Genomic DNA, 24,146 nt, shown 5'->3' on the forward strand with positions numbered 1-24,146 from the left:
AGGTTATTTTGTCTGAATTAAGCTTTTGAATGTTCCTGTACTTTCGTCCAAGCCAACGCTGAAATTGCGAGTGCAATAGCACTAATTTGAAACACTACACTTTTATCGGCAACTTTACTGATGAATAAACCAATCGCTAAGCTAACTAACAACTGCGGTAATACAACAGACAAGTTGAATAGGCCCATATATAGGCCCATACGAGACTGTTCAACCTTTTCAGACATAATGGCAAACGGTAAACTAATAATAGCAGACCAACCAATTCCTAATAACGCCATAAGTAAGTAAAGCACTTCTTTTACATCTCCAAACATGACGACTAATCCATAGCCAACGGCCATACTGGCGATGCAATAGGTATGGGTTTTTACTCGTCCTATTTTTTTAGCTATCGGTTCAAGCACAAATGCCGGTAATAAAGCAGACACTGCACTTAAAATGAGAAAACTCATCGCTATAACTTTGCCTAAATCATCGTCTGACAAACTTGGCATTTTGTCTTGAAGAAAAGCAATAATAAAAACAAACATCGTTTGTACGCCAATCCAACTGAAGGAATGAGCGGCTAATACTTTTCTAAAACCAATGCTGTTATCACTGCAACTCTCTTTAGCAAATAAAGTAATAACAACAAAATACAAGGTAATGATTGCCGCAATAACTTCAGCCCAGTAATGATCGGTTTTTATACCTGATATTTGTAAAGCCATCGCATAAATATCGTAAATAATGAAGCCCCACAAGGGTTTTATGTTCATCAACACCATTGTAAACGAGACTTTATCTTGAATAACATCGCGTTGACTTACTAATAATTCTTTGGGTTCGCTAATAAAAAAAGGAGCTAATATTGATAGAAAAAACACTAATCCTGCGCCTAAATAAATAAGTATAAAGTTCCCCCACGTAGCACCAACCGCATAAGCCAATACACCAAAAGAGCCTGATACCGTTTGCATCCAGGTATAACCTTTAGTGCGAGCATCACCTTCAGGGGTTACATCCGCGATAATGGCACGTGTTGGATTAAAACTAATATTTATCGATAAATCTAAGGTTAACGCAACAGCAATCGCTACGCCGAGCAATCCTGAGATGCCAAGTGATGAAGAAACAATATCAATATTGGGTAAAGCCAATAACATCATAGCGGCTAACACACCACCGATGAGGATAAACGGACGGCGACGGCCATTCCAAAACCAAACATTATCGCTAATAATACCAACTATAACTTGTCCTAAAATCCCCGCAATAGGTCCTGCGGCCCACACTAAGCCGACCTGATGAATATCAAGACCGTATTGAGTAGTTAATATCCAGCTAAGCGCTGATATCTGTACTGATAAAGCAAACCCCATCGCTGTTGCGGGTAGGCTCAATAGCATATAGAAAGATTTACTAAGGTTTTTTTGAATGGCCAACATTTTTATTATTCTCTTTTTATTATTTGCAGTCGCATTAAAGGTTATTGACTAAAATAGTCTTGTACAAACTCAAAACTATTTTTACCTATTTTCTCACCAATTAAGCGACCGGTAATATCATCGGCAGGTGGATGAATACCTCCCCAAATACGTGACAGACTACATTGATCAGAAGCATCTTGATAAGTCGCCCATTGCAGGGTCATATTGACACTTGGCCCTTGTTCAAAAACTAAAAACTCATTGGCAACCACGTCAAATTCGCTCATTCCGCCAGGGAAGTATCGTGAACCTGTCATTGCGGTCATTAATTCGGCAGCGGCTCTAGAATAAGTAGAATGCCCAGATACATAGCCGGCAAAAGGTGGGGTCACAAAAGAGGGACGCTGATAAGGCCACCAATTCTCAGCTAAAATCCAATCAACACCGGCTTTATCAGTAGCGGGGTTGTTAATGTAATCTGGGCCTTTCCAGCCATAAATTTTAATTTTTCCGACATTTTGTTTATTGTCCCCTGCTAATGCATCGTTCGCTCCAACAAGTTCGATGTAACCATCGACAAGAAGAATTCCGTTAAGGTGATAAGAAGGTAATTGCTCATCGCTACTTTGTCCTAGGTCGGCCATTGCACGAATGGCTGAAACAGGTCGAATATAATCGTAGCGCCCCTTGATCCCCCAAGCTGCGATTGCCGCGTCATGCATAGTACCCCCCATGGCAAAATAGCTTTTTATATCCCATTCTAAATTACCTAATATTTCGCCAGTACCCGCCCAACGTTTTTCAAGTAAATTATGGTCGCTAACGGTATTTAGGATGACAAACCAGTGACCCGGCGGTGTTTCAGACTCAGGACCGTCTGCCCAGAACTCGGCGAGTACTCGGCCATAGTCACCACGAGGCACAATCTGCTCTTGGTAAGGTTGGTTAGTTACTGGGTTAAGGATATAACCGGCACTGGTATCTCCGCCGTCAAGTTGATTGTAAAACTCATTATATTGAGAAAAGGTTGTTGGAAAGCTATTAATGTTACCGATACTTTTTGGCGATATATCCCATTCGACACCGTCATTCTCATCTAAATGAGCTGACCATATCGCGACTAACGAAAAGCCCCACTTATATAAATCCGCTGTATCTGAACCTATCAACGGCGGCATCCCTGGATCATGGTAAACCTGATAGTCAAATCCATCACGGGTAAAAACAGTTTTGTCATTTGCAGATAAGGAAAATGGAACAACTTGTCCCCATTCTGGGCTTAAAAATTCAGGCATATCGTCAACAGGGTTTCCTGCTTGATCAATATATCCCTGAATAGAAAGGGGTTGCCAGCGATTTAAGTCAACAATAGTCGGGTTACCCGACTGCCCAGTTCCCAAAGCTAACGCAGGGTTAACCGATTGGTAATGGCGATTACTGTAAAACTGTTGTTCGTTAGCGCCATCTTGTAAGCCAAAATTGATATAGCATTGGGCGATAGCATTACCAAGAGCTGCAGCTGAACCATTAGCATAGTCGACAGAAGTATCATCAACATCAAAGCCTAAGCGCGTCATTAAAGCATCCGCTGTGGCAATAATATTATTGGCTCCAGGTGATAAGCGAAAACGATGTTTGATCATTTTATAACTGGCGAAACTTATCGCTTGCTCTTGAAAAGGGATAATGTCGATAGGCAAATCAACGGCTTGTGCAAGACAATTAAACCCAGCAACATTATTGCCCCATAAAAAAGCTTTCACTTGCGGGCGATAAACAGACCAAGCGTCAAACATTGCTGATGAAATATGGAATAAATTTCGAGCATGTACCGTAGGGCGCGCATAGTCATTTCGTATCGCATGCAGTAAAACTTCATTCCACTGTCTTGCAACTGACTGTCCACTTCGCTCGGGTGTTATTGTTATTGGCGCAGCAACAATCACTTCATTTTTACTGCTTGAACTTGAACCACCGCAAGCCGTTAATAATAATGGGCTTAACATGAGTGGCAGGATAATGTTTTTTACTATTTTCATTTTGCTCGGCTTAATCATAAGGTCTACTTATTATTTTTATACTTATTTTGATTCTAACAATTATTGGCTAGCAACTAAATAATTAGTCAATAGCGGCTAAATACGCTCGATAGTCACAAATTTATTGACCGCTACTTGAGTGATCACTGACTCTTCGCCATCAGGCCACACCACACGTATACGGGTTATTATTGACGACTTACCTAAACCAAAGTGTGCTTCAACCGGGTTTTGTGATACATAATTTGTCCCTGATTTTAATTCCCGCATTTGACGAATATCACCACTACTGACATATATCCTTGCCCCTAGGGCCTGAGAGTTACTGGTTGCATCAATCAATTTGATATTGATAAAGTTATTCTGACCCGTCTTACTGCCGCCATTATTACAAAACAACTTAGGTGGCTCATCATGGTTAGCAATATAAATATCTTGATCACCGTCTTTGTCATAATCAAAACATACTAAGCCTCGCCCCATCGACTTGTCATCAATACCGACATCGATGGATGACTCTTTAAAAGTACCATCGCCATTAGCAAGAAAGAGTCGAGAAGGATCGTCTAAAAACATTTTTTCAATATTTTCGCCATACATACCATTAACAACAAATAAATCTTGTAAGCCGTCGTTATTGAAATCACTAAAACAAGTCGCCCATGCCCAAGAGCTATGACGAACACCAAGCTCGTCTGTTTTATCAAGAAAAGTGCCATCGCCCTGATTCTGATAAAAGCGATTGCCTGGAGACAGCCAACCTAACTTTGCCGGTTCGTCTCGATAAGATATTGCGCTAACAAACCAGTCTAAGTCGCCATCATTGTCGTAGTCAGCCACTGCTGAGCCCATGCCAGTATTATCTGTTATCACTTCATGGTCAGTGATATCGGTAAACGTGCCATCTTTATTGTTTTTGTAAAGACGGGTTTGCGCATAATCTGTTACTAAGAGTAGGTCGACCCAACCATCGTTATTAATATCAGAGAATGTTGCGGTTAAGGTTTTATCGGCATTACTGGTATTTTTTATACCGGCTTCAAAGGTGACATCTGAAAAGGTTGAATCGCCATTATTCTGCCAAAAATAGGCAAAGTAACCGCTACGTTCTTCGGTCCAATGAGTAACAAACAAATCAAGGTCACCATCTTTATCGTAGTCAGCCCAAGTGCCTGAAAAATTATTACCCGGCAGTACCAGACCTGAACTCGCAGTAATGTCTAGGTATTGTTCATTTCCTTGATTAACATAAAGCTTTGCCGCATCGCCACCGACACCACCAACAAATAAATCTAATAAGCCGTCACCATTAAAATCACCAAAAGCAGGACCACTGCCTTTATTTTTTTGAGCAACACCTGAAAAGCTAGCTCGGTCGGTAAAGGTACCATCACCTTGATTTTTTAATAAAACATTGGCTTGCCCTTCACCACCTATCGCGTATAAATCTACCCAACCATCATTGTCAAAATCACCTGCAGCCACACCACCAGACATACCTAATACGCCATCACCATCGGGCATTGAATGGCTAAAGGTAATACCCGCTTGCTGAGAAATTTCCGAAAACTGTAATGATTGCGCACTATTCTCAACGGCATGGCACTGATGACTAGCGCTGCCAATGGCAGCCAGCTCAGTAACCTTTGCAGCAATACCAACAACTTGTGGCCCAATTAAAACAGGTGTTTCAACACCTGTTTTCTCGACAGGCTTATCGTTACTCGCGCTTCCGCCACCACAACCTGATAGCGCAGTAAGTGCGAAGCTTAATAAGAAAAGAAAGGGGTAAACGTAAAGTGATGATCGCGTGTTTTTCATGTGAATACCTATCAATAACTTTATTTATTAATGAGCTTGTCATTAATAAACTGTTGATGATCAGCAAAATTTACTGAACAGCGTTGAATAAACTGGTCTATATGCGCTAAGTCATATTTATGTGCTGCATCAAGAGCCTGCTCGCCAAATTTTTCGGCAAGTTGTTTGTCTTGTGATAACTCAGGAAAAATACCGTAACCGGCAAGCATAGCATGCCAAGAAACTGGTGGGTAAAAACTCACCATACCTGGTTGAATTAGGGCTTTGTTTAAATCATCACCCGCGACCCAGCACTGTACTATTTTCTTTAAATTGTTAGATATATTGGGATTTATGCTATTTTTTCGCCAGTACTCGGTGTCGTCACGCGAACTCAAGCGATAATGAGCGACAATATAATCACGAATGCCATCAAAACGATGATTCATTTTTTCATTAAATCTATCTTGATAAATATTGCTGTACAGACCGAGAGAGAAATCATCAATAAAACCTTCAATACTCTCTTGGACAAAATGTAAAGCGGTCGCTTCAAGGGGCTCAATAAAGCCTTGCGACAAGCCAATAGCGACACAGTTTTTGTGCCAATGTTGTTTGACTCGCCCTACTTTCATTTTTAAGTGACGAACGTCTACGGCTTCATCGACCAATGAAAGTTTTTCTCGTAACTCAAGCTCTGCTTGTTCGCCAGTACAGTGCTCTGAACTATAAACATAGCCGTTTCCAGTGCGGTTAGTTAGCGGAATATCCCACGCCCAACCACATTTCATCGCAGTAGCAATAGTTTGTGAGTTAAGACCTTGCTGAGCGTTTTCATCTCTTGCTACAGAGATGGTCACAGCACTGTCATTAAATAAGTTATCTTTAAAACTGATAAAAGGTACTTTTAATGTTTTTTGTAAAAGTAGGCTGTTAAAGCCTGAGCAATCAACAAAAAAATCACCGGCAATGACCTCGCCGTTATCGAGTGTTAACGATTGAATGTCGCCAGCATCATTTACGTTTACCTCATCAACTTGCGCCAAAATATGCTTAACACCTTTTTTCTGCGCAACTTTTCCTAAAAACTTCCCCAATAAAATGGCATCAAAGTGATAGCCATAGCCAATATCGAAAGGAAAATTATATTCGCCAACCGCAGATTTTTTTTGTTTAGCTAATTGTGCAGACAAAAAGAAACGATCAGGATGACAATCGACGTTAAAGCCTTTACGACGATACTGAGTGTTATAGACAAAGGCAGGAGCCGTATGGGCATCGATAAGCGAAGTAAAAGGATGAAAATAACTTTCAAAACCTACTCGTGTTGACCAGCCATTGAATAATATGCCATTTTTATAGGTCGCATTGCATTGCGGCATCCATTCTTGTTCGGTGACACCTATTTTGTCAAAGAAGCTTTTTAATTGTGGTGTAGAGCCTTCACCAACACCAATAACACCGAGCGAAGGAGATTCAATTAACGTTATTGAAACGGGGTGGTTTTGCCACTTTTTAGCCATTAAATTAGCGGTCATCCAACCTGCAGTACCACCACCTAAAATCACCATGTTAAGTTTTTTTGGGGAAGTGCTTTGTGCTGTTTTATCTGGGTAGGCTGAATTTATCATTAATTTTTACTGCTTAAAAAATTACCATGACTATCGACAAATAAAAAAGGTGTGGTTTCATCCACACCTTTTTAAGTTTTCATTTACATTGAATAATTAATACCAAAGTAAACCGTGCGGCCAAAGTACTGAATTGTTCCGGTACGTGAAGTATCACCAAAGTAAGAAATATTCGGTTCGTCTGTTAAGTTATCAACAGAAACGACTCCTTGTAGATTCTCAGTAAAGTTATACGACATTTGTGCAGAAATAATCGTTTCTTCTTGGAAATACGCTGATTGTGAATCACCAATCGCAATTTGACGACTCAAGTATTCTGCGCGATGACGAGCACTAACACGCGCGGTGAACAAATCTTCGTAATCATAAAAAAGTGTTGCACTAAATACGCGTGGTGATAAACCTTCGATTGGACCTGGCTGACCATCTTCACCCGGTACATTTGACGGACGTTCGATTTCACTTTCTGTGTAAGAAAAATTGATGTTAGCGCCTAAGCCTTTCCACATATCAGGTAAAAAGGTAAAAGTTTGCGTATATCCAATTTCAATACCACGAATATAACCTGCCTCTGCGTTATTAGCGGCGTGTGAATAAGTGCCATTTTCCCAAACGAGTGGTTCGCCAATGGGCTCCCCAGTTTCGCTATCGTACTCAGCATGCGTCTTGTCATCAGGGATTGCTGGTACAGCAATACCATTAGCCTGATAATCAAAATTCTTATCTGTGGTTGTACCTGGCATGTTTTCAATGTCTTTGTTCCAAATAGCAAAAACAAACGCGCCATCGGTTTCAGAGAAATAATGCTCATAAGAAATATCGATTTGATCTGCATAAAACGGACGTATTGACGGGCTAGTTGAACTGTCTAAATCAATATAGTTTCGACCGTCATCCGCTGAATTAAACCTAAAGTTACCGCTGTTAGCCATTGATGGCATATCTGGACGTGACATAACTTTTGAGTAAGCAAAACGTAATTGGTCGTCTTCAGACAATTGAATATTCAAATTTAAAGATGGTAATAAATCATTATAACTTTCGCTGACTGTTTCACGGCGGAATTCGTCGCTTGTACCGCCAACATCATCATAAATTACATCACCATTACCCGCTCCCACATTGACTAAACCTGTGCTGCTTTGTTTAGAGCCAACATAGCGAAGACCTACATTGCCGCTTAACGGTAAACCAAACAGTTCAGCGTTTAGGTTTAATTGCACATAAGCTGCGGTAACTTCTTCTTCAACAATATTATTTTGAGTCATTGTCCAGCTATGATTCCAGTCACGTACTGGCGTACGATCAACATTTGGGATCCAAGCATTTAAAATATCGTTGTTGTTAACCGCTAAGAAACTCGGCATACCCGGTAAGTCACCGTTAATACTCGTTACTGTCGAGTTTTCATTGGATAATGGAAATGGAGCAAAACGTTCTGTTTCTATCGGGTTACCTTCTTCATCGGTACCTGCATAAGTGATGTATTGACCATTACGCATATTTGCGTCGGTAGTACCATATAAGAAACGACCACGGCCCAGTTCGTATTCACGTTCCGATAAACGGGCACCAAATTCAACTGAACTAAAGATGTCACTTTCAAGTTGGTAAGCGAAATCAACTCGTACAGCATTTGATTCATTTGACTCGATACTTGGATATGACTCTGCACTGGTAACCATCATGTGGTCGGTATCGGTAAAGTCTTGGTTAAAGGCTAAATCAGGGTTTTCTAAGCCATTAAGTTTATAGCTAAAGATGATGTCGTTATCAATAATAGGAGTTGCTGCGCTAGAGTCTTTAAAATAAGCCATACGCATAACTTGATCTTTGCTGGTCTCTTTACCTTGAGAATGGGCAAAATCAACGGTCATTAATAAATCATCATTAATTTCCCATTCACCCTTTAAACCAAATGAGCTTAATTCACTGTTCGTCGTATTATCATCGGCTTGTGTTTGAATATTTAAGCTACGATCAGACCCTTTATAAGGTGGCGCAATGGCATCACCATTAGGATTACGAGAGATGGTACCACCGATAAGTGCGCCGTTAGCAATAAGCGGATCGGTTAAGAGTAAAGACTGTCCTGGGCTGGCAATGTTATTTATGCCTGATATACGTAAACCACGATCCCATTTTTCTGAGTCAAACTTTGAATGAAAACCATCAAATTGGAAACGTAAATCATCACGAGGTTCCCAATTTAACGCCAAAACAAAAGCATCACGACTATCTTCACCACCACGTTCATTAACTTCAAAGCCAGATGAAACTAATAGACTTTCTGGACCGCCATCATATGTTTCTGATAAATCTCGGTCGTCAAATTGATAGTTTACGAAACGGCTCGACACAGTAGGCTGAAACATACCGGCGTAACCCAATGAAAGACCAAGCGTGTCATCTAAGAATTTGGCTTGATAAGAAGCGGTTAAGCGGCGACCAAAGTCAGCAGAATCTTCATTGCCAGCAGCGGCATCATTCCAATTTCCGTGAGCTGAAAAACGAAAGCTAGTTTCTTTTTCATTATCTAGCGCATTAGCGGTTTCTAGTTCAATAGTACCGGCAATACCGCCTTCTATAAGCGACGCTTTTTGTGATTTATACACTTGCGCTTGCTTAATTAATTCTGAAGGAAATTGATCAAACTGAACTGAGCGTCCACCTGCTGTTGAAACTTGTTCACGACCATTTAATGTTGAAAATACAAAGCCACCTGATAAACCACGGATATTCAGCTCGCTTGATTGGCCATCGATTCGTACAGAGGTAACACCTGGCAAGCGTGTTAAAGAATCGGCTATAGATACATCGGGTAAACCACCAATGTCGTCAGCTGATATCGCATCAACGACAGTGTCTGAAAAACGTTTAGTGTTTAAAGACTTAATAATACTGCCTCTAAAACCTCTAACTTCAATAACTTCTACTGCATTTTCTTTTTCTTCTAATGTTTTTGGTTTGTTAACGTTAACAGTTTGCGCTTTTACTTCTTCTTGAGCATCTTGAGCAAAACTGGGAACACTAGCAAATGATAAACCCGCAGCTATTAAGCTGAGTGTTAATATATTTGGCTTGAATTTGTTCATTGTTTCATATTCCTAATAATATGTATTATCGAGAAGCCCCTACTTACACTTGCACTATGGTTGATAACGCACAGCGAGTTGGAGTCAATTATTTTTATGAGATATTCCCTATCTATTTATGTTTCAAGATTTACGGTGACAACTTCATAGTAATCATTTTTTGCACAGTTACAACCGATTACCCATCAGCGAACTTTAGTAATAAGATGGTTCTAGAAAGCAAGTAAACTCGTTATTTCCTTTTATTACATAACCTTAAAAAATTAAAGTAAGAATAAAAGCAGATTACTGTAGGTCTTTGAATACGTATTCATAACATCAGCATTAGGTTTTATAGTCAACGCGGCATAACATCGTTCCCCAGTGAAAGGATGATGAAATTAGATTCAACATAACCTGAAGCTACTTTTTAATGGATGATTAAGACCGTTTTTTGATTACGTGACAGTAACAATATAAAGCAATAACAATTATTAAAATAAAAACAACGTACTAAGTTTGCTATATAAATAACGGCTTAGCACCTTATCAACATTTAAGTGGAGATGTCATTTATGACTGGTTATATGAAACAATTATCGTTTGCTACGTTAGCCGTATTGGTTAGTGTATTAGCAGGCTGTGGAGGAAGTGATGAAAGTAATGCTGTTACTGAATCCCCTCTTTGGTGTAAGTCACCAGAAACAATTAACGAAACAGGTAATGCATGTGAATTAGTAATTACCCCCTGTAATTACCCTGAAGTTGCCAACCCTGACACTCAACTTTGTGAAATGAGCAAAGAGGCATGGATTGATGGCTCTAACGGTATCACTATGCCCGTACCAGCTTACACACCAGCGGCAAACGAATTAGTTATTTACTTTCAATTTGAAACACCAACTGATGGCAGCGCGATAGATTATAACCTTGCCGGTTTGCACGCTTGGAATAACGCTGACTGTAACTCCTATGCAGATTTTGATCGTCCTGAAGGGACCACACCTTGGGGCTCTTCATTAGCATGGACAGGTATTGATGATAATTTTGGCGCCTATTGGGTAATGAATACTATCGATCCACCTAATTGTATTAACTTTATTGTTTACGATGCTATTGGTTCAGTTAAATTTTCAGGTGAAGATGATATTCTTGTTGATATAAGCACAGTTAATACCGGTGAATTATTCTTATTAGAAAAAGAAACCACTATCTTTCCGTTCCCAAGAACGTTTGCCTCTTTAGTTGTTCCTGGTGGCTCAACACCGGCACCTTTAGAGTGTGAAGCGCCACTTATAGCTAATGAAGCGGGTGACGAGTGTGTAACCGACCCAGATGCAGTGCCAACTATTGTTGATGGCGCAGCTGAACTTTATTTACGCGGCCTCATTGACTGGGAAACCACAGACGACAGCAATAAATTTGTTTACTCTGAAGGTGTCTACACGATGGCACTAGCCGTTACGGGCTCAGCGACAGCTTATAATTTCAAAGTTGCTGATGCAGATTGGAATGTTATCAATACCTTTGGCGCAAGTGAAGGTGATGAAACAGTCGTTCTTGGCGAAAGTAAAACATTGATTGCCAGTGAAGAGCTAGGTAAAAACATTAGCCTTACCATTCCTAACAACGGTAACTACCAGTTCATTTTAGATATTTCAGATACTGAAGCACCAACGTTAACCGTTATTGAAGTTGCTTATGACAAAGTACTTTATGTTAAAGGCGACATGAACGAATGGGCTAATGCCCTTCCTATGGTATATAAGGGTGAAAATATCTACACCTCTTTACATCCATTAGAAATGCAAGATTATGCCTTTAAAGTGGCTGATGCTAATTGGACTGATGCGACTAATTTCGGTATTGCTACCGAAGGTGCCGTTGTGCCACTTGATACTGCCACCACATTAGTTTTTGGTGAAGATGTTGCTCAAAACATTAATTTCACTGCCGCTGCAGCGGGTACTTATCGATTTATACTTGATGCTACCAATAAAGGTGCCCCAATATTAACAATTGAGAATGCAGTACCTTATTCAGGTCGCACTTTGTATTTAAAAGGTGACATGAACGATTGGTCAACAACACCTAACTTTGACTTTGCACTTACCGACACCACTTACGTGGTAAATGCATTGATTGATAACACTAAAAAGTATGGCTTTAAAATAGCGTCAGATGGCTGGGAAAACGATTCTACTATGGGTGCTTTTGCTGGCGAAGGTGATGTTGTTATCGGTGAAGAAAAATTATTAACCTTACCGGGTGAAGATAATATTGCCATTGAAGTGACTGAAAATAAAATATTAACCTTCACTTTAGATGCGACTGATTTTACCGCGCCTAAATTAACAGTAACCGAAGCGCCTGCCCCTTACCAAGAACGTACTATGTACCTTAAAGGCGACATGAATGGATGGGCTACCGAAGAGGCTTATATACTAACTTATGCTGCAGGTATTTATACAATAGAAACGTTATTACCCGTTCGTAGCTATAATTTTAAAATTGCCTCTGCTGATTGGGAAGAAGACTCTACGGTTGGCGGTGTTGTTGATGATAATATCTTAACCGCCGGTGAAGCAAAAACCTTAACATTACCCGGTGCTGATATTACTTTTGATGTAACTAAAGAAGCGACTTATGTCTTTACATTGAACGCAATTAACCCATCAAGACCTATGTTAACGATTACTGAGAAAACCAACTAATCAAATAAATTTACTATTGATGTAGTAAATGCATCTCATTGTAAAAACCGTGATTTATCACGGTTTTTTTATGCCTATAATTCCCTTATCAATCGTCAACAAAACGTGGCTAAACAGTAAATAAAAGGTCATTAATCTGTCTTGAATACGTATGTAATGGCTATTCATTAACCAGTCTACTCTTTAGTATGAAGGAATAATTAAAAATAATATTTATCTAGCGTAGCTCAAATGTGCAACAGATAAATATTGCATAAACCTAAGAGTGATAAGATGACAATAATTCAATTTAAAAAGGTTGCCCTTATAGCAACGGTTACCACCGCATTAAGTGCTTGTGGCGGTGGAGGCAGTGATGGTGGTGATAAAGTTAATATACCTGACAAGGTGAATAATGCGCCAACTATGACGAATTTCAGCCATGAAATTATTGAGTCATCACCTAAGGAAATCGTTTATTCATGGTCTGTTACCGATAGTGACGGCGATGCATTATCTTGTCAATTATCTCCAGGCAATGGCTTAACAACAGTGACCATCGCTGATTGTGCAAACAATACTTCAACAACCGTGACCTCATCGGGCGCAGGAAACTATCAGGCAAGCTTGACTGTTACCGACCCGAGTAATGCTAGTGCTACTGCTAGCCTGACCTTTGATATTGCTACAGCGGGATTACCAGCGCCAATAGTTACTGCAGGTGATAACGAATTAGTCATTTTCTATAACCGTGCGGACGCAACTTACAGCGATTGGATCATACATTTATGGAACAACGAGACTTGTGACGCTTATGCCAACGCCGATACTGACTGGGCAACGGGGCAAGCACAAACAGGGCTAGATCCAAATTACGGCGCTTACTGGCTTATCGATTTAAAAGCAGGTTATGGCGATTGTGCTAACTTTATTGTTCATAAAGGTGATGATAAAGACTTAGGTGGCATCGACCATCAAGCTGATTTAAGCGGCGATCGCATGACTTGGACACTATCAGGTATCAGTGATGTATATGCCCAGGCGACCTTACTTCCAACAGGCATATTAATTAACGATGTTGCTGCGCACTGGGCCAATGAAAATACCGTTTTTTGGAACGCCGGTACCAACGTAGCTAAAGTACGCATTTATAGTTCAACCACTGACGACTTAGCTTTTGATGGTGAAAACGGTATTTCTGGAGATAACTACCTTGAGTACCTCCCCGCAGCTGGTGGCGAACACCCTGCGATTTCACTTAATATGCCTCGCTATAAAAATTTAGCGGCATTTACCGCAACATCAGCATCGGTAAGTAAAGCCAAATCAATGCTTAGCGGTAAATTATTGGCAATTTCATATGCGAGTGACGATTCACTTATCGCCGCAACTTACCTACAAACACCCCGTATCTTAGACGCTTTATATACCTCAGCAAATAACGATGCTAACGAAGCAGATTTAGGTATTCTTTACAGTGCTAGCGAGATAAGCGCTAAACTTTGGGCACCGACAGCACAGCAAGTTACCCTTAAGGTGTACAACGCAAGTAAAGCTTTACAGTCAAGCCATACGATGTCCCTTGACGCAGCAACAGGTATTTGGTCATTTACCGCGCCAAACACAGTAGACCGCTTATTTTATCGCTATGAGTTAACTGTTTATCATCAACAAAATCAGCGTATTGAAACAATTGAAGCCACAGACCCTTACTCGGTTTCTTTATCAACCAATGGCGATTTTTCTCAGTTTGTTAATTTAGCTGATAGTGATTTAAAACCCATCGGATGGGACAGTCACACCGTTCCTAAAGTTGTTAACCCTGAAGACAGTGTTATATATGAAGGCCACATACGTGACTTTAGTATTTTAGACGCCAGCACCCGTGTAGAAAACCGAGGTAACTACCTTGCCTTTACCGAAGAAACCTCTGTACCCGTAACACATTTAAAATCTCTTGCTGACGCAGGCTTAACACACTTTCAACTATTACCCGCCAACGATATTGCCAGCATAAATGAAGATGCCGTTAATCGTATTAACCTTGATAATACCGTCAGCGAATTATGTGCTAAGAAAAGTGACGCGCCTGTTTGTGGTGTTGAAAATGCTAGTGATACATTAGCCGAGGTATTCGCCAGTTACGACCCGACCAGCACAGCTGCACAAGCGCTTGCCGAATCATTGCGAGGCTTAGACAGCTTTAATTGGGGTTATGATCCTGAACACTTCACAACGCCCGATGGTAGTTATTCATCAAATCCTGATGGTGTCGCTCGCATAACTGAAATGCGTGCGATGAACCAAGCTTTGCACGAAATGGGCTTACGTGTTGTTTTAGATGTTGTTTACAACCACACTAACTCTTCGGGTTTATGGGAAAACTCAGTGCTTGATAAAGTAGTACCCGGTTACTATCACCGCCGTGATTTAACCTCAGGTAATGTTGAAACAGCAACTTGTTGCCAAGATACAGCGCCTGAACATGAAATGATGCATAAACTCATGCAAGACTCATTACTTACTTGGTCACAAGCCTATAAGTTTGATGGCTTTCGTTTTGACATTATGAGTAATAATTCAAAAGCATCGATTTTAAGTGCTCGCACCGCTGTACAAGCAATAGACACCGACAACTATTTCTACGGTGAAGGTTGGACGCGTGATGATAAAGGCTATCAACAAGCGGATCAAAATAATATGACGGGTTCGCAAATCGGTACGTTTAACGATCGACCTCGCGACATTATTCGCAGTGCCTCTTTATTTAAAAGTGCTGGTAGTTTAAATGACCAAGACATTATTCGCTTAGGACTTGCTGGTACCCAAAAAGATTATCAACTACAAGATAAGAATGACAACATCAAAGCGGGTAGTACCTTTAGTAAGCCTTCTTACGGAAAAGACCCTGCCGACATCATTAACTATGTCTCAAAACATGATAATGAAACCTTATGGGATCAACTGCAATATGGCATTGAAACCGAAGTTAGTCTTAATGATCGCGTGCGCATACAAAATATTGCCGGGACTTTGCCGTTAATCAGTCAAGGTATTCCGTTTTTCCAACTGGGTGGTGATTTACTGCGCTCAAAATCAATGGACCGAAACACTTATGATGCCGGTGACTGGTTCAATAGAGTTGATTTCACTATGAGTACCAATAACTGGAATGTCGGCTTGCCACTTGCGCAAGACAATGAAAGTAAGTGGTCGTTGATGACAGCACTGATCAATAATAGCGAAACAGCGCCACAAGCCAGTGATATTGAATTCTCATCAAATATATTTAAAGAGTTTTTGAGTATTCGCGCCTCAAGCCCTTTGTTTAGGTTAACCACGCAAGCTGATATTAGTGCACGTTTAGGTTTTCATAATACCGGTAGCGAACAGACTCAGGGCTTAATTGTGATGAGTATTGATGATGGTAACGGTCTAACTGACCTTGATGAGAATATTGATGCACTTGTTGTGGTGATAAACGGCACTGCATCCGCGCAATCACAAAGTATTTTAACTGCGACCGGCTTTGAGTTGCACAGCGTACAACAAAGCTCTGCCGATACTAATGTTCAAACAGCATCATTTGTTGAGGCTTCAGGAAAAGGCACCTTCACTGTACCTGCGTTAACTACTGCAGTCTTTGTAAAACCACAAGCAATGGCACAAGGCGTTGGTTTAGCAGCAGATGCGACCTTAAATGCGCCTGACCCCGCCCCTTATGGCGAGACAAGTATTTACCTACGTGGGTCAATGAATAATTGGGGTGACGACGGTTTAACAGCAATCGATATGTTTACTTATCAAGGGAACGGCGACTATGTGATTGATTTCACCTTAGCGGTTGGCACGCATATTTTTAAAGTGGGTTCTGATGATTGGGCGGCGGTAGACCTCGCCTTTAGTGATGTCACCTTCACTGATAACTCAATAACAGCATCGGCCGATAACAGTGGTAATATAGAAATAACCACCACGACTGCTGGTAATTATAACTTTAGCTTAAATGCCAGCACATCGACGCCAAGCTTAACGATTGTGACCAAAAACACCACAGTAGATTGTGCTGCTTTAGTTGATTCAAGCGACGACATTCCTTTTGATATTAATGGTAGTGGCCAACTCTTTGTTCGTGGCGATCATTCAGCGTGGAATGCCACTGAAGAGTTTCGATTACATTACAAAGGCAATAACCGGTATCAAGCCGTAGCTGAATTTGACGGGGCAATGCAATTTAAACTGGCTTCAGATGACGGTAGTTGGACCACACAATTGTGGGTACAAGAAAACGATAGTAACGATATTGAAGGGGAGAATTTAGCCTTAGGTATCAATTACCCTGTTGCTTATAATAACGCTGGCGACGCCAATAACAATACGACACTGGCGGCAGGCTCATACAGCTTTTTACTAACACTCGACAGCGCAAACCCAAGTAAAGGCTATAATGTTGGCCGTTTAGCGATACAAGAATGTCAGCCATAGTCATCAGGTAAGTTAATCGAACAGCTTAAGTACTTAAGCTGGGCTAACACTATAGAAAGCGCTGAGGATGAATATTCTTGGCGCTTTTTTATGGGTAAAATAACTTGTCAGCAGATTGGCTGAATACGTATGTAAAAATTAGAATAAACTGTTTATATTGCTGATAAATGCGTAACTTATTAACATCATTAATTTACTTTGTTATTTATCCTTATGCGTATTTCTTTAGCTCGTTTTCGACAATTAAGCCTAATCATTATCACCACGACATGTCTAAGCTCATGTCAGCATGATCAAAGTATACCAACAAGAACCCAGCTTACAGAAACGAGCGTAAAGTCAGCAGCAGTTTCCCCTTTAGTAAGCCAAGACTTTTCTGCACATTGGCTGACCCCAGAACTGCTTTTATTACCTGAAGATAATTTACATCAACAACATACGTTAACTTTTGATGATGGCGGACATATTGAAAAAGCCACACTTACGCCCTTCACAGGAGAAATAAATCGTCTGCTTATCCCCAAACATTTACGTTCATTTAATGTATTTGAGGTAAAGCTGGCTACTAATAAGATTAAAAAAGCACTGAAAAATAAAATATATGTCAGTTCTGCAAGCAAGGGCACAAATTCAAAACACACAGCACAGGTACAAACAGCTCAATTATTGGATGTTTTGTTTACCTCACAAAGTAACGACGCTAATGAGCTAAATAATTTAGGGGCCACTCTCAGTAAAGATTCTATTGAGTTTGCACTGTGGGCACCGACCGCAAAACAGGTAACCTTATTAGCGTTTAATAAAGACAAGCAAGCGACGCATGTTGTGCCACTTAAAGAAGATAGCAATACCGGTATTTGGTCTGGTGCAGTTATTAATACTCAACAAGAAGTCTACTACCAATATCAGCTGACAATATATCACCCGGCTAGCGATAAAATTGAAACATTAACCACCACAGATCCCTATTCCTTAAGCCTTTCAACAAATAGTGAATATTCACATGTTATCAATTTAGACGACTCAAAAAACAAACCTAATGGCTGGGAATTACAGCAAGATGTTTTAATTAAGAACCCTGAAGATAATATTTTTTATGAAACCCACATTCGTGATTTTAGTGCCCACGATCCGCAACTTTCATCACCTGCTGTTCGTGGAAAGTACGCCGCTTTCAGCGAAAAAAATAGCGCTGGCATTAAACACTTTAAGGATCTACAAAAAGCAGGTATTAACAATATTCATCTACTGCCCACCTTTGATATTGGTACCGCTAACGAAAATGACACACAAGTTATTGATCTAAATAATCCTATTAGCAAACTTTGCCAACTCGTGCCCGAACATAAGCTTTGTCGGCTCGAAGACCAAGAAATGACGATACAAGAATATTTAGAAACACTTCCCTCTGCAACACAGGAGCGCCAAGCGATAGTCAGTTCTCTTAGAGAAATTGATAATTACAATTGGGGCTACGATCCTTTCCATTATACTGTTCCAGAGGGCAGTTACGCTCAAAACCCTGAAGGCTCAGCACGTATTATTGAATTTCGTCAAATGGTACAAAGTATTCATAATCTAGGCTTTCGCGTCATCATGGATGTCGTTTATAACCATACTCATCAAGCAGGGCTAGCGCCAACGGCTGTGCTTGATAAAATTGTCCCTAATTATTATCATCGTCTTGACCCTATCAGCGGAAAAATCGCACAATCAACCTGTTGTGATAACACTGCCACAGAAAATGTCATGATGGAAAAGTTAATGACAGACTCATTAGTTGTTTGGGCAAGAGACTACAAAATTGACGGCTTTCGCTTCGACCTTATGGCACACCAACCCAAATCAGCGATGCTTAAAGCCAAAAAAGCAGTACAAGCGGTTGATAAAGACACCTACTTTTATGGCGAAGGTTGGAATTTTGGTGAGGTAGCGAATAATCAGCGCTTTACGCAAGCTAGCCAATTAGCATTGGCTGGCACAGAAATCGGTACCTTTACCGACCGTTTACGCGATGCAGTTCGCGGTGGAGCCTTTAGCGCCAGTGGCGATGATATTCGTAAAAGCCAAGGTATCGGCAGTGGTTTAAGCACTATGCCTAATGAATTAGTGGATCGAGTCGAATCAAGAAAAGCTTATCTACTCGCCGCAGATCAATTACGTATTGGTTTAGCCGCTAATTTAGCTAACTTCCCTCTTAAAAATGCTCAAGATAAACACGTTACCGGTAAAGAAATTCCTTATGGTGACCAACCAACCGGTTATGCACTAGACCCTGCCGATACCATTAACTATGTATCTAAGCACGATAACCAAACATTATGGGACAATAATCAATACCGCTTACCTTTTAATACCTCAACAAAAGATCGCGTACGTATTCACTTACAATCACTGTCCTTTGCTATATTCGCACAGGGCATTCCATTCTTACATATGGGATCAGAGTTTTTACGTTCGAAGTCATTTTTACGCGACAGTTACGACTATGGTGATTGGTTTAATAAAGTCGATTTTACCAAGCAAAGCAATAATTATAATGTTGGTTTACCGCCAGCAGATAAAGACCAAGCAAACTGGCCACTGATTAAAAAAGTTCTAGCAAAAAATGAAGGGCGAGATATTGTTAGCCCAACTGACATCGAGTTTAGTGCAGAAGTGTTTAAAGAGTTTATTAGTCTGCGCATGAGTACCCCCCTTTTTCGTCTTACCAACAGTGAACAAATAATAGAGCGTGTAAAATTTCACAATACCGGTAAAGCACAACAAATTGGCTTAATTGTGATGAGCATCGATGATGCCGAAAAATATCAGAAAGTAGATGCTGAGATATCAGCGCTCGTTGTTATTTTTAATACTAGCACCACCGCTAAAACAATCCCTTTTAAAGAGGCAGCACAATATCAATTGCACCCTATTCAACAACAGGGCGTTGATAGTGTTGTTAAAGAGAGTAGTAGCGATGAAAACAGCTTTTTTGTTCCAGCACTAACCACCAGTGTTTTTATCAAAGAGCAATAGTGCGCTATCGTTAGCGGCTAGTAATGATTTTATTTACTTAATCATAAAGTAAAGTCTTACTAGCCCTACTTCTCGCCTTAAAAAAATCCCGCCTAGAGCAACCCTCTCAGTGTATATCAACAATAAACTTTAAATGTAGTGAGCCTTGAGTCAAAATTTAAATATGACCTAATAAATGTGGCTGATGTTGTAGCAAGTGTGGCTACTGTGGCTACTCCAATCTTAGCCGATGAACGCGATGAGATGACTTTAGAAGAAGTAAAAATTGAAATTATCAACTTGGATGTTTATCGGTTTATCTATTTTATTTTTTGTGCGGTTTAGCCCTTATAACTTGTCGCACTATCTGCTCGTTATACTCATCGTAAAAAACACGTCGACTTAATAACAATTTATTTACGATATTAATTTACGATAAGTTTTCTTTTGAACAGATGGTGAACACAAGGAAATACTATCTTTTACTGTAACCTAAAACAGTATTTTAGCGGTATTTTGATGAATAAAACTACCACCTCATATATTGATCTATCGCGTCAAATAAACTGTATAATATGCTATTATTAAATATTAACTACTCATTAAATACTATATGACTATGGCCAGAAAAAATCTTCGTATCCGTGAAAAAACAATCTTTGACGGTATTTTTAGTAAATACATTTTAAAATTCGTTTTTAGTTTTTGGTTTAAAATTTCGGGCTGGAAATTATGCACAGCCACTCCCGAAGGTGCTGGTATTACTATTGCAGCACCGCACACATCGAATTGGGATTTTGTTTATGCGCTTGGCGCTGCGATATTGCAAGATGTGAAAATATATTTTTCTATTAAAGACAGCATGTGCCGCATACCTCTTTTAGGTCGTTGGTTGATGTACCTTGGCGCTATGCCTATTGATCGTTCATCTACAGGCTTAGGGCAAGTTGAACAAATCAAGCAATTTATTGAAACACAAAAAGGTAAACGAGTATTTTTCTTATTTACTCCAGAAGGTACAAGAGGTGGAGTAGCAAAATGGAAAACAGGCTTTTACCATGTTGCTCAAGGATGTGGATTACCCATTTTTTTAGCCAAAGTCGATTACCTCAGTAAAGAAACAGGTGTTTTTCACATCTTTAAACTGACCAATAATAAAGACGATGATATTCAAGCGATGCAAGCCTCTTATAAAAGTGTTTATGGAAAATATCCCACCAAACAATTTCCCCCTTATCAAGGAGCCATGCCAAGCATAGGTGATAAAGAAGCGGCAATTATTCGTGCACTTTACGCCATTAACTCTATTAAAGGTGTTGCGACTAAAATGGAAATAAGTGCAAAAGCAAAAATGGGTGAACTGTCGAATACAATGTTCGATTTTTTAATTGATAACGGGCTTGTTGAACAAGGATTTTTAGAAAGAGCTGAAATTACCTACCGGTTAACTCTAGCGGGCAAAGGCTGTTATTTACATTTGTATTCGCAAGATGACTCACTTGTTATACCTAACGGATAAACGATGACTACGAAGAGTGCTTATTACCAACCATCTAAAAATTAATGCCTGTCGTTATTAAGTCTTATTAGTTACGTTAATTTGGTTTAGTAACACGTTGAAGGCTTGATAACGCCTTCAACGCCAATAACTTTGAACATAAAAGACTTTTCGCTAATATTTTACTATCTAGATAAAGGATAATAAATAAACATGACACTAACCGCTATTATTCCTTCATTTCGCCTACCTTTCTTAATATTAGCCCCTATTTGTGTTTTTCTGGGTGCTAGTATTAGTTATATGGAACAAAGTGCGGTTGATTATGCCGTATTAGCCATTGCCTTTTTAGGGGCGATCTCTGCGCACATTGCGGTTAATACCATTAATGAATATCAAGACTACGTCAGCGGATTAGATCTGAAAACAATTAGAACCCCCTTTAGCGGTGGTAGCGGTTTATTATCTCAGCATCCAGAGTTACTTCCTGGGGTAAAAAGAGCCGCGATTGTCACAACCCTTTTAACCTTTCTGATTGGTGTTTATTTCGTCACCCTTTATGGCGTAGCAGTAATTGCCTTAGTGCCGATGGGATTACTTGGATTAGCCATTATTATTAGTTACACAAAGTGGATTAATAAATGGCCCATTATCTGTTTAGTTGCCCCTGGTCTTTGTTTTGGTTTACTGATGGTGGCAGGTACCCAAGTTATTTTATCTGGCCATTTTTCAACAACACCTTGGCTAATAGGTTTGATCCCTTTTTTTCTTATTAACAACTTATTACTTTTAAACCAATATCCTGATATTGATGCTGATAAAAGTATTGGTCGAAATCATTTTCCTATTGCCTTTGGCATAAAAGCAAGCAACACCATTTTTTTCATCTTTTCGGTGTTCTCAACGTTATTACTTGGCTTTTTTATTAGCCAAAAGCTATTACCAACACTAAGTGCAATGGCGTTTATTCCACTGGCATTGGCCTTTGTCGCTTTATATGGTGCAATAAAATTTAAAGAAAACATTGGTCAACACCCTATATACCTTGCTTACAATGTTAGTTGTGCATTACTGACACCATTAACGATAGCAATCACCGTTTTCCTTAACTAATTGTAGAAGTTGAATAACGTTGGAAACTGAAGTTATTACGTTTAAGCACCGAATATACCTTTCAAAAAATTTAATCAAACGCTGAAATAGCTAACTTCTAAAATATAACTCTAAGGGCAGTAGTTGCCAAAAAAAGACCTTTCCTAACACCCTAATCAGTACCAAAACTGTCTTATCTGATACGGCAGCGGACTTTCCCCACAGATAAAAAGACGCATTGTTTGACTATAAATATTACCAATTAATCGAATAACCTGACTGGCAAAATGCCACCATTGCCGGCGTCACTATGTTGCATTGGGATGACTGTATTTGTGCCGTGGCATTAAATAAAGATTAAAACGAGCGTTTGAATTTATGGATCAAGCTTGTTATAAGTAAACAACAAAAAACTAATGATCTTTATAAAATGAAATTGCACCAAATTGAAGGCTATATTCAATCTATTTACCTCGTAGAATATTCTGAAAAATTATTGTTACTCGATGGTTGCTGCCGTGCAGATGTCGAAACCATTCAGACTTTTATAACAGAAGAATTACAACGTCCATTTTCGGACCTTAAACTCATAGTCGTCACACATATGCATCCAGATCATGCTGGAGCAGCTCATGTATTGAGAAAAAAAACTGGTTGTAAAATTGCCATTGCTAATGTTTCTGGGCATTGGTACACAGGTGTAGACGGATTATTAATGCACTTGACCGATATGGCATTAACTCGCTGGGTTGCGAAACGTAAAAATAAACCAGCAAAAAACCTTTGGTACTCCTCCAAATTAAAGCCCGACATAAAAATAAATGATGGTGAAGTTTTACCCGGCTTTGCTGAATGGCAAGTCATTTATACTCAAGGGCATACCGACAGAGATATCTCTTTGCTACACCAACCAAGTCAACTTATTTATGTAGCTGATCTAATGGTGGAAGTAAAAGGACGATTTATTCCGCCTTTTCCCGTTTTTTATCCCAATCGCTATAAAAGCTCACTGACTAAATTACATAATCTTCAACCTAAATCCATTTTGCTTGCGCATGGCGGTGAGGTTCAACTTAGCGATGATGACTACCAACACCTCTTGTCCAAAGCTCCAGATTTACCTTTAACTCATTGGCGCTCTGTTAAAGCTAAACTGCGAAAAATATTTACATAGCTTTATAAGGTATTATTTAGTCACACAGAAATATCCCCAATTAAGCCACCCATAATAACCTGTTTGTTTTTTCAATATCCCCCATTAAGCCACCCATAATAAACCGTTCAATTTTCCAACAATAAACTACACTTAATTTACCCTCTTATAAGTGTGGTGATAGTTATGCCAAAGCCTCGTTCACAACAAATTAGTTTATCTGATACGCCGTATTATCATATTTGTAGTCAAACCGTTCGAAAAGCCTT

The 24,146-nt window shown here is 39.7% G+C and carries 11 protein-coding genes; 6 read left to right on the forward strand and 5 right to left on the reverse strand.

Annotated elements, in window-relative coordinates; genetic code table 11:
- Nucleotides 1-17 precede the first annotated feature (17 nt).
- The 5 genes from H4J62_RS09255 to H4J62_RS09275 form a co-directional block, all read right to left on the reverse strand.
- The gene (locus H4J62_RS09255; RefSeq protein WP_182214106.1) at nt 18-1,430 is read right to left on the reverse strand and encodes an MFS transporter; all 1,413 of its coding nucleotides are present in this window, start codon (nt 1,428-1,430) and stop codon (nt 18-20) included.
- A 41-nt stretch (nt 1,431-1,471) separates the two neighbouring features.
- The gene (locus H4J62_RS09260) at nt 1,472-3,451 is read right to left on the reverse strand and encodes a vanadium-dependent haloperoxidase (protein ID WP_182214107.1); all 1,980 of its coding nucleotides are present in this window, start codon (nt 3,449-3,451) and stop codon (nt 1,472-1,474) included.
- Between the two features lie 96 nt (nt 3,452-3,547).
- A complete protein-coding gene (locus H4J62_RS09265) occupies nt 3,548-5,272 on the reverse strand; it encodes a CRTAC1 family protein (RefSeq protein ID WP_182214109.1) in 1,725 nt (574 codons plus the stop codon).
- Nucleotides 5,273-5,292: 20 nt separating this feature from the next.
- Nucleotides 5,293-6,882: a tryptophan halogenase family protein gene (locus tag H4J62_RS09270; protein WP_259364630.1), complete on the reverse strand. Its 1,590-nt coding sequence runs from the start codon at nt 6,880-6,882 to the stop codon at nt 5,293-5,295.
- Nucleotides 6,883-6,965: 83 nt separating this feature from the next.
- Entirely contained in the window at nt 6,966-9,977 is a 3,012-nt protein-coding gene (locus tag H4J62_RS09275; protein WP_182214111.1) for a TonB-dependent receptor, read from the reverse strand.
- A gap of 554 nt (nt 9,978-10,531) precedes the next feature.
- On the opposite strand from H4J62_RS09275, the gene H4J62_RS09280 reads away from it, so the two are divergent.
- From H4J62_RS09280 to H4J62_RS09305, 6 genes are all read left to right on the forward strand, one after another.
- Nucleotides 10,532-12,670 (forward strand): pullulanase-associated domain-containing protein, encoded by a 2,139-nt coding sequence (locus tag H4J62_RS09280; protein WP_182214113.1) that lies wholly within the window; start codon nt 10,532-10,534, stop codon nt 12,668-12,670.
- A 273-nt stretch (nt 12,671-12,943) separates the two neighbouring features.
- On the forward strand, nt 12,944-17,134 hold the full coding sequence (locus H4J62_RS09285) for an alpha-1,6-glucosidase domain-containing protein (protein ID WP_182214115.1): 4,191 nt from the start codon (nt 12,944-12,946) through the stop codon (nt 17,132-17,134).
- Between the two features lie 213 nt (nt 17,135-17,347).
- Entirely contained in the window at nt 17,348-20,155 is a 2,808-nt protein-coding gene (pulA, locus tag H4J62_RS09290) for a pullulanase-type alpha-1,6-glucosidase (RefSeq protein ID WP_182214117.1), read from the forward strand.
- Nucleotides 20,156-20,753: 598 nt separating this feature from the next.
- On the forward strand, nt 20,754-21,653 hold the full coding sequence (locus tag H4J62_RS09295) for a 1-acyl-sn-glycerol-3-phosphate acyltransferase (RefSeq protein WP_182214119.1): 900 nt from the start codon (nt 20,754-20,756) through the stop codon (nt 21,651-21,653).
- A 192-nt stretch (nt 21,654-21,845) separates the two neighbouring features.
- Nucleotides 21,846-22,745: a prenyltransferase gene (locus H4J62_RS09300; protein WP_182214121.1), complete on the forward strand. Its 900-nt coding sequence runs from the start codon at nt 21,846-21,848 to the stop codon at nt 22,743-22,745.
- Nucleotides 22,746-23,154: 409 nt separating this feature from the next.
- Nucleotides 23,155-23,898 (forward strand): MBL fold metallo-hydrolase, encoded by a 744-nt coding sequence (locus tag H4J62_RS09305; RefSeq protein ID WP_182214123.1) that lies wholly within the window; start codon nt 23,155-23,157, stop codon nt 23,896-23,898.
- Nucleotides 23,899-24,146: the final 248 nt, after the last annotated feature.

The organism is Colwellia sp. BRX8-5, from assembly GCF_014077325.1.
GTDB lineage: Bacteria > Pseudomonadota > Gammaproteobacteria > Enterobacterales > Alteromonadaceae > Colwellia_A.

Coding starts and splice junctions, on each gene's coding strand:
- H4J62_RS09305 (WP_182214123.1), top strand. CDS start 23,155: ATGAAATTGCACCAAATTGAAGGCTATATTCAATCTATTTACCTCGTA.
- H4J62_RS09270 (WP_259364630.1), bottom strand. CDS start 6,882: ATGATAAATTCAGCCTACCCAGATAAAACAGCACAAAGCACTTCCCCA.
- H4J62_RS09275 (WP_182214111.1), bottom strand. CDS start 9,977: ATGAACAAATTCAAGCCAAATATATTAACACTCAGCTTAATAGCTGCG.
- H4J62_RS09255 (WP_182214106.1), bottom strand. CDS start 1,430: ATGTTGGCCATTCAAAAAAACCTTAGTAAATCTTTCTATATGCTATTG.
- H4J62_RS09260 (WP_182214107.1), bottom strand. CDS start 3,451: ATGAAAATAGTAAAAAACATTATCCTGCCACTCATGTTAAGCCCATTA.
- pulA (WP_182214117.1), top strand. CDS start 17,348: ATGCGTATTTCTTTAGCTCGTTTTCGACAATTAAGCCTAATCATTATC.
- H4J62_RS09280 (WP_182214113.1), top strand. CDS start 10,532: ATGACTGGTTATATGAAACAATTATCGTTTGCTACGTTAGCCGTATTG.
- H4J62_RS09265 (WP_182214109.1), bottom strand. CDS start 5,272: ATGAAAAACACGCGATCATCACTTTACGTTTACCCCTTTCTTTTCTTA.
- H4J62_RS09300 (WP_182214121.1), top strand. CDS start 21,846: ATGACACTAACCGCTATTATTCCTTCATTTCGCCTACCTTTCTTAATA.
- H4J62_RS09285 (WP_182214115.1), top strand. CDS start 12,944: ATGACAATAATTCAATTTAAAAAGGTTGCCCTTATAGCAACGGTTACC.
- H4J62_RS09295 (WP_182214119.1), top strand. CDS start 20,754: ATGGCCAGAAAAAATCTTCGTATCCGTGAAAAAACAATCTTTGACGGT.